The organism is Ferrovibrio sp., assembly GCF_964218355.1.
Taxonomy (GTDB): Bacteria; Pseudomonadota; Alphaproteobacteria; order Ferrovibrionales; family Ferrovibrionaceae; genus Ferrovibrio.
Window position 1 is genome coordinate 33,187 of sequence record NZ_CAXPMC010000019.1, and the last position, 14,110, is coordinate 47,296.

Sequence of the window (14,110 nt, forward strand, 5' to 3'; positions counted from 1 at the left end):
GCCTACAGCATCTCCAGCGGCCGCGGACCCTTCGGCGGCGGGAAGGCGCGGTCGAGTTCGGCGAGATCGGTCTCGGTCAGTGCCACATCCAGCGCCGCGCGGTTGTCATGCACATGCTGCGGATTTGTGGCCTTGGGGATCGCGATCACTCCCGGCCGGCGCAGCAGCCAGGCCAGCGCGATGCCGGCCGGCGTCGCCTGGTGGCGCACGGCAATGGCCTTCAATGTGGCATGCTTCAGCAGCCGGCCCTGCTCGATGGGCGAATAGGCCATCACCGGCAGGCCGGTGCGCTGGCACCGGGGCAGCAGGTCATGCTCGATGCCGCGGCGCGACAGGTTGTACAGCACCTGGTTGGCGGCACAGGCACCGCCGCCGGGCACCCGGTCCAGTTCGTCCATGTCGTCGCTGTCGAGATTGCTGACACCCCAGTGGCGGATCTTGCCCGCACGCTGCAACTCTTCGAAGGCGGCAACGGTATCGGCCAGCGGATAACTGCCGCGCCAGTGCAGCAGATAAAGGTCGATGCGGTCGGTGTGCAGCCGTTTCAGGCTGCGCTCGCAGGCCGTCAGCGTGCCTTTGCGGCTGGCATTCTGCGGCAGCACCTTGCTGACCAGGAACACGCTGTCGCGGCGGCCGGCGATGGCCTCGGCAACGACGCGCTCGGCGCCGCCGCTGCCATACATCTCCGCCGTGTCGATCAGGGTCAGGCCGAGATCGAGGCCGAGGCGCAGTGCGGCGACCTCCGCGTCATGCCGGGCGCGGCTTTCGCCCATGTTCCAGGTGCCGAGGCCCAGTGCCGGCACGGCTTCGCCCGCAGGCAGGAGGGCGGTGCGGAAAGCGGAGGTCATGGGCGCAGTATGAAGCGCCCGGGCACGGAATGGCAGGGTCGCGGCGGCGGCTGGCAGCAGATTCGTCTGATTTCCGTTCCCTGCCGGGCAGGGAGCAGGGAACAGGCTGGTTAAAAAAGGCCCGGTCGCAACTGACCGGGCCCCAGTTTAGTAGTCCATACCGCCAGCTGGTAACGACTGGACGGCTTCCTTCTTGGGTTTGTCGGCCACCAGCGCTTCCGTGGTGATCAGAAGCGAGGCGACCGAAGCGGCGTCCTGCAGGGCCGTGCGGACAACCTTGGCCGGGTCGATGACACCGGAGGCGACCAGGTCCTGGAACTCACCGGTCGCGGCGTTGTAACCCCAGTTGTAGTCGTTGTTCTCCAGCAGCTTGCCGACGATGAGCGAGCCGTCCTCCCCGGCATTCTGGGCGATCTGCCGGGCGGGCACCTGCAGGGCGCGCCGCACGACATCGACGCCATGCTTCTGGTCGTCGTTCGCAGGCCTGACGCTGTCGAGCACCTTGATCGCGCGCAGCAGCGCCACGCCACCGCCCGGCAGGATGCCTTCCTCGACGGCCGCACGGGTGGCGTGCAGGGCATCGTCGACGCGGTCCTTGCGCTCCTTCACCTCGACCTCGGTGGCACCGCCGACCTTGATGACGGCCACACCGCCGGCCAGCTTGGCCAGGCGTTCCTGCAGCTTCTCGCGGTCGTAATCCGAGGTGGTTTCCTCGATCTGCGCCTTGATCTGCTGCACGCGGGCATCGATGTCCTTCTTGCTGCCCGCACCCTGGACAATGGTGGTGTTCTCCTTGTCGATGGTGACCTTCTTGGCGCGGCCGAGCATCTGGAGCGTCACATTCTCCAGCTTGATGCCAAGGTCCTCGCTGATGGCGGTGCCGCCGGTCAGGATGGCGATATCCTCCAGCATGGCCTTGCGGCGATCGCCGAAGCCGGGTGCCTTGACGGCCGCGACCTTGAAGCCGCCGCGCAGCTTGTTGACCACCAGGGTGGCCAGCGCCTCGCCCTCGACATCCTCGGCGACGATCAGCAGCGGCTTGCTGGTCTTGACCACGCCCTCAAGCACGGGCAGCAGCGCCTGCAGGCCGGTCAGCTTCTTCTCATGGATTAGGATATAGGGGTCCTCGAGTTCCACGAGCATCTTGTCGGGGTTGGTGACGAAATACGGCGAGGTGTAGCCACGGTCGAACTGCATGCCTTCGACGACCTGCAGCTCGGTCTCCAGGCTCTTGGCTTCCTCGACGGTGATGACACCGTCATTGCCGACCTTCTCCATCGCCTGGGCGAGGTAGCGGCCGATTTCGGCATCGCCGTTGGCCGAGATGGTGCCGACCTGAGCGATCTCGTCATTGCGGGTGACCTTGCGGGCCTTGCCCTTCAGTTCGGTAACTACCGCGTCCACCGCCAGGTCGATACCACGCTTCAGGTCCATGGGATTCATGCCCGCCGCGACGGCCCGGGCGCCTTCGCGCACGATGGCCTGGGCCAGCACCGTCGCCGTCGTGGTGCCGTCGCCGGCGCGGTCATTGGTCTTGCTGGCGACCTCGCGCACCATCTGCGCGCCCATATTCTCGAACTTGTCTTCCAGTTCGATCTCCTTGGCGACCGACACGCCATCCTTGGTGATCCGCGGGGCGCCGAAGCTCTTCTCGATCACCACATTGCGGCCCTTCGGTCCCAGAGTCACCTTCACCGCGTTGGCCAGCGTATCGACGCCGCGCAGCATCTTCTCGCGGGCTTCGGCGGAAAACTTGACTTCTTTCGCAGCCATTGTTTCTGTCCTCCTTCAGCCGGCGTGTCAGGCTGCCTTGCGGGCCGCCGCACCGCCTTCGATGATTCCCATGATGTCGGACTCCTTCATGATCAGGAGCTCCTCGCCATCGATCTTGACCTCGGTGCCCGACCACTTGCCGAACAGCACCTGGTCGCCCGGTTTGACATCCAGCGGAACGATCTCGCCGCGCTCGTTGCGGGCACCGGGGCCGGCGGCGACGATCTCGCCGCGCATCGGCTTTTCCTTGGCAGTGTCGGGGATGATGATGCCGCCGGCGGTCTTTTCGTCGGCATCGATACGGCGCACGACGACGCGGTCGTGCAGGGGATGAAGCTTCATGCCTTCCTCCAGATGCAGGACTTTGGGGTCATGCTTGCCGGCCACGGGAGCCGGAGCGGAAGGCGAGATACGCACGGGAATTTTTGGCTTCAAGAGGGGCGCGAAAAAAAAATCGCACGCCGGCACCACCAGCGTTTGCGCCGGACGCAAACCGTCCCGGACGCGGGCAATGGCTGTCGACCAGCCGATCCCGGCCATGGCTGGCCGGCACCACTGATAGGGCAAGTTTTTTCAGGGAAACCAGATGGTGGGCGGTACTGGGATTGAACCAGTGACCCCACCCGTGTGAAGGGTGTGCTCTCCCGCTGAGCTAACCGCCCGTCTGCCGGCATGCGAGGCCGGCAAAGCAACTGGTGCCGGAGCGTATAAAGAGGCCGCCGCAGCGTGTCAAGCGCCCGGCAGCGGCCTTGCCGGTCAGTGGTTTAGGAGAGGGCGGCCGGCGGTCCGCGCGGCCTCGGCAGAGGCCGGCCCGCCGCTTTCGCGGCTTCAGTAGAGGCCGCCCGTGCCCGATCCGGCACTGGTGCCGGCGCTGGCGCCGGCGCCGCTGATGCCCTCGTGCTCCTCCATCGACCCATCGAGCACATTGGCCTGGGTGCCGGGCTGCGGTTCGGTGCCGGGCCGGAAGGCTTCGAGGATCACGTTGCGGTCGCCGGCCCGTGCCAGCTCGCCGGAATCGGCGCGCACCCGCACCAGCCGCACGCCGGGCGGCACGCGGAACTGGATCGCCGGACGGCCCTTCAGCGCCTCGCCCATGAAATCCTTGAAGATCGGCACCGCGACCGAGGCGCCCTGCTCGTGCTTGCCGAGGCTTTTCGGGTTGTCGTAGCCGACATAGATGCCGACTGCCAGATCGGGGCTGAAGCCAAGGAACCAGGCGTCGTAGCTGTCGTTGGTGGTGCCGGTCTTGCCGGCCAGCGGATAGCCCAGCTCGCGGATGCGCACGCCGGTGCCGCGCTGGACCACGCCTTCCAGCATCGAAGTGATCTGGTAGGCGGTGACCGGGTCGATCACCTCGGGCCGCATGTCGGGCAGGGCCGGCACATCCTGGCCCGCCCAGATGGCGGCGGCACAGCCGGGGCAGGGGCGGTTGTCATGGCGGTAGATGGTGCGGCCCTGGCGGTCCTGGATGCGGTCGATCAGGGTCGGCGTGATCTTGCGGCCGCCATTGACGAACTCGGCATAGCCGGTGGTCATTTTCAGCAGCGTGCTTTCGCCGGCGCCGAGGGCCATGGACAGCACCTGGGGCAGGTCGTCGACCACTCCGAAGCGGCGGGCGTAATCGGCGATCTTCTCCATGCCGACCGCCTGGGCGAGGCGCACGGTCATCAGGTTGCGCGATTTCTCGATGCCGATGCGCAGGGTCGACGGGCCGTAGAACTGCTTGGTGTAGTTGCCCGGCTTCCACAGCGGCAGGCCGGGACCCTGATCCATCACGAAAGGCGCGTCGAGGATCAGGCTGGATGGCGTGAAGCCGGAATCGAGCGCCGCGGCATAGACGAAGGGCTTGAAGGACGAACCGGGCTGGCGCTGCGCCTGCATGGCGCGGTCGAACTGGCTGATGCGGAAATCGAAGCCGCCGACCAGTGCCAGCACGCGGCCGGTATGCGGGTCCATGGCGACCAGCGCACCGCCCACCTCCGGCACCTGGCGCAGGCCGAAGCCGTCCTTCGGCGACGGGCCCAGCGGTTCCACGGCGATCACGTCGCCCTCGGCCAGCACGTCGGCGGGCCGGCGGGGCACCGGGCCGAAACTGTCGGTGCCGAGTTTCCTGCGCGCCCAGCGCAGGCCCGCATGGGGCAGCCGGCCCTGGCTGCCATCGGCGAAGCCGATCTCGGCCGCATCCTCGGCAACCCCCAGCACCACGGCCGGCCGCCATGGCGCGATCACGCCGGGGATATTGCCCAGCTCCTTCAGCTTCGCCGCCCAGTCGGGACCGGGGGCGATGCGCTGCAGGGGGCCGCGCCAGCCACCGGAGCGCCGGTCATAGGCTTCCAGCCCGTCGCGCAGGGCGCGTTCGCCGATGGACTGCAGGCGCGGGTCCATGGTGGTGCGCACGCTGAGGCCGCCCTCGTAGAGCCGTTGGTCGCCGTATTTCTGCGCCAGTTCGCGGCGCACCTCCTCGGCGAACCAGTCGGCGCGGGCGATCTCGGAATCCGGCCGCGTGCTGGCCACCAGCGGCGTTTCCACCGCCCGCTTGGCCTCGGCCGGCGTGATCGCGCCGTCTTCCAGCATGCGCTCGATCACCCAGTCGCGCCGGGCCTTGGCGCGGTCGTGATGGCGCACGGGGTTGTAGTTGCTGGGCGCTTTCGGCAGCGCGGCGAGATAGGCCGCCTCGGGGATGGTCAGGTCGTAGAGCGACTTGTCGAAATAGGTCAGCGCCGCGGCGGCGACGCCGTAGGAGCCGGCCCCGAGATAGATCTCGTTCAGGTACAGTTCGAGGATCTTGTCCTTCGGGAAGGCCTTCTCGATACGGAAGGCGAGGATCGCCTCGCGCGCCTTGCGGCCGAGGGAGACTTCGTTGCCGAGCAGGAAATTCTTCGCCACCTGCTGGGTGATCGTCGAGGCGCCGACCGGCCGGCGGTTCTGCGCCAGGTTGATGATGTTCTGCACCACGGCCCGGGCAACGCCGAGCGGGTCGATGCCGGCATGCTCGTAGAAATTCTTGTCCTCGGCCGACAGGAAGGCCTGCACCACCGGCTTCGGGATTGCGTCGATGGGCACGAACAGGCGACGCTCGCGGGCGAATTCTGCGATCAGGCGGCCGTCGCCGGCATGGACCCGGGTGGTCACCGGCGGCTGGTAATCGGCCAGCTGCTGGTAGTCCGGCAGGTTGCGGCCGAAATACCACAGGCCGGCCAGGCCGGCGCCGGCGGCGGCGAGGGTGCCCAGCACCAGCAGGATCAGCAGGATGAACAGATGACGCAGCAGACGCATGACAGCCCCGGTTTTGCCGGCCGGATTCCCCGCATTCGCGGTCCCCGGACACTCGTTTCCGGCGGGCGCCACTCGTACTCCCGGCCGGGCCGCCTGTACAGCGGCTTATGGTCCTGAAATGGTGCCATAAAGTGGCGGGAATAGGGCGGGGGTGGCCGGATTCCGCGCTTTATCTTTCGTCCAGGCCGAAGAAGCGGTCGATGGCGGCGACCACGGCCGCCGCCAGTTCGGCCCGGCCGGCCTCCGAGAACAGCAGCGCCTCGTCGCCCGGATTGGACAGGTAGCCCAGTTCCAGCAGGGCCGAGGGGATGTCGGGGGCCGACAGCACCTTGAAATTGGCCGCGCGCAGGGCGTTGCGGCGCAGCGGCATGCGGTCGCCGAGGCTGGCGGTCAGCAGCCCGGCGAAACGGCCCGACAGCCGCGGCGTGTCGCGCGAGGCGAGGTCGAGCAGGATCGAGACCACCTCGTCGAGGTCGCGGGCCGGTGCGCTGTCGGCCAGCTGGTCGGCGCGGTTTTCACGCAGGGCCAGCGCTTCGGCCTCGGTGTCGGAAGCATCCTCGGCGCGGGTATAGACGCTGGCGCCGCGGGTGGCGCGGTCGGCCGCCAGGCTGTCGGCATGGATCGACAGGAACAGGTCGGCCTCCTGCTTGCGGGCCAGCGCCACACGGTCGCCAAGCCGGACGAAACGGTCGCGGTCGCGGGTCAGCACGACCCGGTAGCGCCCGGTCTGTTGCAGCTTGGCGGCGACGGCACGGGCCATGGCCAGCGTGACATCCTTCTCGTAACGGCCGGAGGCGGAAATGGCCCCCGGGTCCTGGCCGCCATGGCCGGGGTCCAGCACCACCAGTCGCGGCCGGTCGGCGGCCGCCGGCGGCGGCAGGATGTCGCTGGCGCCGGCCAGCGGCAGGGCCAGCGGCGTGGCAAAGGCCGCCTGCCAGGCCTGCGGATCGGCCGGCCGCAGGTCGATCACCAGCCGGTGGCCGGCGCCGCCGGCCCCGCCCTGGGGCGGCAGGCGGAAGGCGCGCTCGACCAGCACCGGTTCGACCAGATCGAGGCCGAGGCTGACGGCCCCGCCGGCTTCCACCGGCAGGCCCAGCCCGGCCACCAGCCCGGCGGCATGGCGGGCCGGCGCCGGCGCCGCCCAGCGGCTGCCGGGCAGGGTCAGGATCAGCCCGAGGCCGTCGGGGGCGGCGGAAAGCTCGCCTTCCAGTGGTGCCGAGGCCTCGATCACCAGGCGGGTGAGGCCGGCATTCAGCCCGAGCTGCAGCCCCTCGATCCGTACCGGCGCGGCGCCTGCCGCCGGCAGCCCCAGCAGGCAGAAAAAAACTATGGAAAGCAGGTATTTAATGGAAATTCCCCCGAACCTGTCGAATCCGGCCGTTCTGCAGCGAGAAAGACCTTGTTCCTGTGCCCCGCGGCAGCGTACCATGCCGGCGCGAATATCCGAGTCAGATCCCGCCGTCCAGCCAGGGTTTTCATCCGCAAGGGTTGCCAGGGCCGCGATCGGGGGATCGGCGCGTCGGCCCCGAGCTTTCCGCATCATCCAGTTGCCTGCCCCGAAGGAGGCGGCCTGGGGCGGCGGCCTTGGTCGCCGCGCTCAAGACACCCCGGATTTGGAGTGAACCTTCGAGGCGCCCGCCGTCCCTTTTTCTTCTGGCGGTGGTGGCGCGGTTGGCAGTTGGCGCGGAGCGCGCTCGGACCGGTGGGAGCCGGTCAGACAAAGCGAGCCCCCTGGCTGCCTTGCGGATCATTACCGCCGGTCTTCGACAGAATCCTGTCGGTGGCATGGCGGGCCGGTCCGCCCGATGCCGGACTCGAGAACCCAGGCGCGCCGCCGTTTGTTATTCGCGCGGGCGGCGCCGCGCCGCAGGAATGATGCCGCATGGGCATGCGTATGCTGATCGACGCCACCCACCTGGAAGAGACCCGGGTGGTTGTCGTCAAAGGAACCCGTCTCGAAGAATTCGACTACGAGACATCGACCAAACAGGTCCTCAAGGGCAATATCTATCTGGCGCGGGTGACCCGCGTGGAGCCGTCGCTGCAGGCGGCCTTCGTTGAATATGGCGGCAACCGGCACGGTTTCCTCGCCTTCAGCGAAATCCATCCCGACTATTACCAGATTCCGATCGCCGACCGCGAACGCCTGCTGGCCGAGCAGGCCGAGGAAGAGGCGCTGGCCGCCGCCGAGGAAGAGGCCGAGCTGGCCGAAGCCGAGGCCCGTGCCGCCGCCGGCGAGGCCGATGACGGGGATCACGATCACGACGACAGCGTGATCGAGACCGTCGACGGCGATTTCGACAGCGTCGAGGAAATCTCCGCCGATGGCCAGCCGGCCGGCGAAGACGAGGATGACGACGATGCCGACGGGGATGACGCCGATGAAGACGGCGACGATCTCCACGGTGACGATCACCACGGCGACGATCACCACGATGACGGCGACGACGCGGAAACCGCCGCATCGCCGGCCTACTGGAATGTGCCGGCTGCGGCTGCGCCGGTGCCGACGCTGGCTGCCGAGGCCGAAGATGCCGGTGACGGCGAAGACGATCAGGAAGACGCCGGGTCCGACGAGGATGGCGAGGCAGCCGATGACGACGCTGCCGATGACGAAGCAGTCGATGGCGAAGCGGCGGCGGAAGCCGGCGCCGCAGGCGAGGGCGGTGGCGAGCGCCGCCGCCGCAACCAGCGCGGCCGTGGCCGCGGCCGTGGCCGCGGGCGGGGTCGCGACCGCAACGACAGCAGCAATGGAAGCAGCAGCAGTGGCAGCAGCAATGGCAATGGCGGCGAGCGCGAGGAGCGCAGCCGCCGCCGCACCAGCGTGTTCCGCCGCTACAAGATCCAGGAAGTCATCAAGCGCCGGCAGATCATGCTGGTGCAGGTCGTCAAGGAAGAGCGTGGCAACAAGGGCGCCGCGCTGACCACCTATCTGTCGCTGGCCGGCCGCTACTGCGTGCTGATGCCGAACACGGCGCGGGGCGGCGGCATTTCCCGCAAGATCCAGTCGCAGGCCGACCGCAAGCGGCTGAAGGCGATCACCAGCGAGCTGGACATCCCGGAAGGCATGGGCGTGATCGTGCGCACCGCCGGCATGGAGCGCTCGAAACCGGAGATCAAGCGCGATTTCGAGTTCCTGCTGCGCAGCTGGGACAGCATCCGCGAGATGACGCTGGAATCCTCGGCGCCGTGCCTGATCTACGAAGAGGCCGGGCTGATCAAGCGGTCGATCCGCGACCTTTATTCCGACCAGATCGACGAGGTGATGGTCGAGGGCGAGCAGGGCTTCCGCTTCGCGCATGACTTCATGCAGATGCTGATGCCGACCCATGCCGACCGGGTCAAGCAGTACCAGGACAAGATCCCGCTGTTCCATCGCTACCAGGTCGAACAGCAGCTCGATGGCATGTTCTCGCCGACCGTGCAGCTCAAGTCGGGCGGCTACATCGTCATCAACCCGACCGAGGCGCTGGTCTCCATCGACGTGAATTCGGGCAAGTCCACCCGCGAGCACAATATCGAGGAGACGGCCTACAAGACCAACCTGGAGGCGGCCGAGGAGGTCGCCCGCCAGCTGCGCCTGCGCGACCTTGCCGGCCTTGTGGTGATCGACTTCATCGACATGGAGGAGAACCGCAACATCCGCAAGGTGGAGCAGAAGCTGAAGGAATGCCTGCGCAACGACCGCGCACGCATCCAGGTCGGCCGCATCTCCGCCTTCGGCCTGCTGGAAATGTCACGCCAGCGGCTGCGTCCCAGCCTGATCGAAAGTTCGACCATGCCCTGCCCGCATTGCCAGGGCCGCGGCTATGTCCGTTCGATCGAGTCGACCGCCCTGCAGGTGCTGCGCGCCATCGAGGAGGAAGGCATCCGCGACCGTTCCGGCGAGATCACCGTCGCGGTTTCGGCCGAGGTGGCGATCTACCTGCTGAATCACAAGCGCGAGCGGCTCAGCGACATCGAGCGCCGCTACGTGATGAAGGTGATCGTTGCCGCCGATCCGGCCCTGGTGCCGCCGGATTACCGCATCGAGCGCAGCAAGACCCGCCAGCCCGGCGAGGTCAGCCGGCCCGAACTGGTCCAGAAGGCCGATGGCCAGCGGCCGATCACCCAGGAATCCGCCTATGCCGACAGCGCCGATGACGAGGCGGCCGAGGCCGGGGACGACAGCGAGGACAGCGCCGCCGAGACCGGCGAGGGCGATGCCGACGGCGATGGCCGCAAGCGCCGCCGCCGCCGCCGCCGCCGCCGTCCGCGCGGCGAGGCCGGCAGCGAAGCCGGTGCCGAGGCCGGCGATGACAGCCAGGCCGATGGCGATGCCGAGACCGGCGACGACAGCCAGGCCGATGGCGATGCCGAGGCCGGCGACGACAGCCAGACCGATGGCGATGCCGAGGCCGGCGAGGATGGCGGCGAAGACGGCCGCCGCCGTCGTCGCGGCCGTCGCGGCGGTCGCCGCCGCCGTCGTGGCGGCGAGGAGCGCGGGCAGGAAAACGGTGCCGATGACCGCTCCGGCGATGCCGGCGGCCACCGTCCGGTGATGACCCCGGCGGCGATCGGCGCCATGCTGGACGGCACGCCGAGCTTCGAGTTCGACGACGAGGAGCCGGCGCCGAAGCCGCAGCCGAAACCGCAGCCCCGCGACATCGCCGCCGAGATCCCGGTGCATGTCGCGCCGGCCGCCCCGGTGGTGACGGATGACGTGGTGCTGCCCGAGGCGGCACCCGCCCCGGCGCCGCAGCCGGCCGCACCCGTGCCGCCGCATGCCGAGACGGCCGCGCCGGCCGCCCCGGAGAATAGCGGCCCGGTCTTCGAGACCGTGGTCGTCGGCACCGATGGCAGTTCAGAGAAAGCGGAAGCCGCCCCACCGGCACCGAAAAAGGGCTGGTGGCGACGCTGAGCGAGCCTGCGATCCGCCGCGCCGCATCCGATGATGTGGCGCGGCTGGGCGCCCTGCAGAAGCGTGCATACGTGAAGTATGTGCCGCGGATCGGGACGGAGCCGCAGCCCATGGCCGAGGATGCCGCCGCGCTGCTCGACGATTACGAGGTCTGGGTGGTCGACGGCGATGACCGCGACGTGCTGGCCGGTGCGCTGGTGCTGCGGCAGGAGCCCGACCATCTGCTGATCTGGTCGGTTGCGGTTGACCCGACCCAGCAGGGCACCGGGCTTGGCCGCCGCCTGATCGATTTCGCGGAAGGACAGGCACAGCACCGCAGCCTCGGCCAGATCCGCCTCTACACCAACGCGCAGTTCACCGAGAACCGCGCGCTTTATAGCCATATGGGCTACGTCGAGACCGGCACCGAGCAGTATGAGGGCCGCGACCTCGTCCACATGGCGAAAAAGCTGTAAGGCCTATTTCGTCCAGGCCTTCAGCCGCCTGGCCGCCTCGACCATGCGGTCGGTGGCGCCGGCAAACGAGAAGCGCATGAAATAGTGGCCGCGGCCGCGGTCGAAATCGAAGCCCGGCGTCGCCGCTATGCCGGTCTCGGCCAGCATGCGTTTGCAGAAGTCGCTGGCGTCGTTGGTGAAGCGGCTGATATCGGCATAGAGATAGAAGGCGCCGTCGGCCGGTGCCATGCGGTCGAAGCCGGCCGCCGGCAGTTCGTTCAGCAGGATCTCGCGGTTCTTCGCGTAGCGCGCCACGTTCTCTTCCAGCTCGTCATAGGCGGAGAGGGCGGCCACGCCGGCCACCTGGCTGATGCCCGGTGCCGAGATGTACAGATTCTGCGTCAGGCATTCGATCGGCCGCAGCAGCTGTTCGGGCACCACCATCCAGCCGAGCCGCCAGCCGGTCATCGAGAAGTATTTCGAGAAGCTGTTGATCACGATGGCCTGGTCGGTCAGCGCCAGCACCGAACGGGCGCGACCGCCATAGGTGATGCCGTGATAGATCTCGTCGACGATCAGCCAGCGGTTTTTCGCCGCGCAGTCGTCGACCAGCGCCTGCAGTTCGGCGTCGCCCAGCATGGTGCCGGTCGGGTTGGCGGGGCTGGCCACCAGCACGCCCTTCGCCTGCGGCGCCTGCGCGTTGATCTGCGCGGGTGTCGGCTGGAAGCGGGTTTCCATCTCGGTGACGATCATCGCCGGATCGAGATCGACCGCCTTCAGGATGTTGCGGTAGGCCGGATAGGCCGGCTCGCCCAGCGCCACCTGGTCGCCGGCATCGAAGGCGGCGAGGAAGGCCAGCAGGAAGCCGGCCGAGGAGCCGGTGGTCACCACGATGCGCTCGGCCGGCACGTCGAGGCCGTAATAGCTGCGGTAATGGCCGGCGATCGCCGCGCGCAGTGCCGGGATGCCCAGCGCCAGCGTGTAGCCGAGCGGATCGCGCTGCGCGGTCGCGGTGGCGGCCGCGATGGCGGCACGGGGTGCCGCGGTCGAGGGCTGGCCGACCTCCATGTGGATCACGTCGCCGCCGGCGGCTTCGCGGGCGGCCGCCGCCTTCATCACCTCCATGACATAGAAGGGATCGATGGCGCCGCGCCGCGAAGGCGTCAGCGGGCTGGCGGCAGAGGCGCGGGAGCCGGGAGCGCGGGCAGCGGGGCCGGGCATCGCGGTGGCCGCCGGGTCAGAACAGCCGGCCGACCGCGAGGCCGAAGCCGCGCGGATCGGCTGCAAAGCTGCAGCTCTGCGGTGCGCGCGGCACGCCCTCGCCGCAATAGGCCAGGGTCACGCGGCCGAGCGGGCCGGCCTCGGTGACGGCCAGGCCGCGGCCGCGCAGGGCGGCCAGGCTGTCGGCCGGCAGTCCGGGCTCGGCCAGCACCGGCGCCTGCGGGCCGGCATGGAACAGGCGGGGCAGGGCGATGGCCTGCGGTGCCGGGTCCTTCTGCGATTTCGCCAGGGTGGTCTGCAGCACCGCCTGGGCCAGGGCGGCCGGCGCCGGTGCGCCGCCGCTGGCACCGGCAGCAATGAAAGCCTGGTGCACATTGCCGTTGATGCCGACCATGGCCGCCATGTAGGGGCTTTCATCGCCCGGCACGCCCGGCGGTGCGGCGAACAGCAGCCCGGTCTCGCGGCCGACCCGGCGGCTGCCGAAGGCCGGACCCATGCTGAAGCTGCAGGCGACGGCAAGGCCGTTGCGGTCGATCACCGCGATGCTGGCCGAGCCGTAGCCGCGTTTCGGTGCCTCGGCACCGGCATTGCGGTAGGCCTGGCCCATATTCTCGGCAAAGCGGTCGGCGCGGAAGCGCGAGCCGCTGATCAGTCCGCCATCGTCGAAACCCTGTTCGGCCAGCCAGGCCGCAATGGCGCCGCCGCGGGCATTGTTCGAGGCATAGAGGGTGACGCTCTTTTCGAATTCCAGTGCGATCGGCTTCTCGATGGTGATCGCATAGTTGCGCAGGTCTTCGGCCGTGATCCGGCCGCCTTCGCGCGCCATGTCGGCCAGCACCACCTGGGACAGGTGGCCCTGGTAGAAATCGGCCGGGCCGGCACTGCGGATGCGGGCCAGCACCCCGGCCAGCTTCTGCTGGCTGCGGATCGCGCCTTCGGCGGGCAGGCGGCCGCCGGGGCCGCCGAGGATTTCGGCCAGGGCCGGATCGGCGGCCAGCGCCGGATCGGTCTCGGTGACCGAGCGGAGGAAGGCGCGGCTGGCGCCGTCGCCGAAACGGGCCAGCTGTTCGGCCGGCGCCACGGTCGCTTCCCAGCGCAGCTTGCCGTAGCGGCCCTGCAGCAGGCCCAGTCCGCGCACCATGCCGGGAATCGCCAGCGGGCCGCCGCCGGCGGCGGCCCGGGCCGGAAAGTCGATGGTCTCGGCCCGGCCGCGGCCGGTGATCGGGTCGCCGACCACGCAGATGCCGCCGCCGCCCAGCCCGGCGCCGCCGGGATAGGTGACCGCATAGGCCAGTGCCGCGGCGGTGACAGCGTCGGCGGCGGTGCCGCCGGCCGACAGGGTGTCGCGGGCAACCAGCGCGGCACGCGGCTCGTCGGCCGCCACGCCGCCGAGGAAGCCGCTCAGGTAATCGATCTGCCCGGCGCTCGGTTTCGACTGGATTCCGTCGGAATCCGAACAGCTTGCGAGGATCAGTGCCATCGCGGCGAGCAGCACGCATTGACGCATGGAGGTCGGGCCCTTACCTAGAATGGGCTGGCGCTTTCCGGCCAGCCTGCCGGGACTTTGCTTCGTCATGACCGCCGGGTCCTCCATGCGCCGTTTCTCCGTTTTCCGCCGGCCGTCCGTGTCCGGCCGCCTGTCCGTATCCACATGCGCG

Annotated in this window: 9 protein-coding genes and 1 tRNA gene; 2 read left to right on the forward strand and 8 right to left on the reverse strand. The window is 69.0% G+C overall.

Annotation, left to right across the window (positions count from 1 at the left end; translation table 11 throughout):
• Positions 1 to 2 precede the first annotated feature (2 nt).
• The 6 genes from ACEQZY_RS12770 to ACEQZY_RS12795 form a co-directional block, all read right to left on the reverse strand.
• Positions 3 to 848 (reverse strand): aldo/keto reductase, encoded by an 846-nt coding sequence (locus ACEQZY_RS12770; RefSeq protein ID WP_370154940.1) that lies wholly within the window; start codon positions 846 to 848, stop codon positions 3 to 5.
• 147 nt (positions 849 to 995) lie between these two features.
• Positions 996 to 2,621, reverse strand: a complete 1,626-nt coding sequence (groL, locus tag ACEQZY_RS12775) for a chaperonin GroEL (RefSeq protein ID WP_341704744.1) — start codon at positions 2,619 to 2,621, stop codon at positions 996 to 998.
• Positions 2,622 to 2,648: 27 nt separating this feature from the next.
• Positions 2,649 to 2,963, reverse strand: a complete 315-nt coding sequence (groES, locus tag ACEQZY_RS12780; protein ID WP_341704745.1) for a co-chaperone GroES — start codon at positions 2,961 to 2,963, stop codon at positions 2,649 to 2,651.
• Between the two features lie 245 nt (positions 2,964 to 3,208).
• A tRNA-Val gene (locus tag ACEQZY_RS12785) sits at positions 3,209 to 3,283 on the reverse strand.
• A gap of 166 nt (positions 3,284 to 3,449) precedes the next feature.
• Positions 3,450 to 5,897, reverse strand: a complete 2,448-nt coding sequence (locus ACEQZY_RS12790; protein ID WP_370154942.1) for a penicillin-binding protein 1A — start codon at positions 5,895 to 5,897, stop codon at positions 3,450 to 3,452.
• A gap of 169 nt (positions 5,898 to 6,066) precedes the next feature.
• Positions 6,067 to 7,326: an N-acetylmuramoyl-L-alanine amidase gene (locus ACEQZY_RS12795; RefSeq protein ID WP_370154945.1), complete on the reverse strand. Its 1,260-nt coding sequence runs from the start codon at positions 7,324 to 7,326 to the stop codon at positions 6,067 to 6,069.
• A gap of 453 nt (positions 7,327 to 7,779) precedes the next feature.
• Here ACEQZY_RS12795 and ACEQZY_RS12800 point away from each other — a divergent pair, with 453 nt between their 5' ends.
• On the forward strand, positions 7,780 to 10,797 hold the full coding sequence (locus ACEQZY_RS12800; protein WP_370154948.1) for an Rne/Rng family ribonuclease: 3,018 nt from the start codon (positions 7,780 to 7,782) through the stop codon (positions 10,795 to 10,797).
• Positions 10,785 to 11,252 (forward strand): GNAT family N-acetyltransferase, encoded by a 468-nt coding sequence (locus ACEQZY_RS12805; protein WP_370154950.1) that lies wholly within the window; start codon positions 10,785 to 10,787, stop codon positions 11,250 to 11,252. The genes ACEQZY_RS12800 and ACEQZY_RS12805 overlap by 13 nt, the downstream gene beginning before the upstream one ends.
• A gap of 3 nt (positions 11,253 to 11,255) precedes the next feature.
• On the opposite strand, the gene ACEQZY_RS12810 is transcribed toward ACEQZY_RS12805, so the two are convergent.
• Together ACEQZY_RS12810 and ACEQZY_RS12815 are read right to left on the reverse strand one after the other, a co-directional pair.
• Positions 11,256 to 12,452: a pyridoxal phosphate-dependent aminotransferase gene (locus ACEQZY_RS12810; protein ID WP_370154953.1), complete on the reverse strand. Its 1,197-nt coding sequence runs from the start codon at positions 12,450 to 12,452 to the stop codon at positions 11,256 to 11,258.
• Between the two features lie 16 nt (positions 12,453 to 12,468).
• Positions 12,469 to 14,028, reverse strand: coding sequence for a gamma-glutamyltransferase (locus ACEQZY_RS12815; protein WP_370154956.1), 1,560 nt, complete (start codon positions 14,026 to 14,028; stop codon positions 12,469 to 12,471).
• Positions 14,029 to 14,110 lie beyond the last annotated feature (82 nt).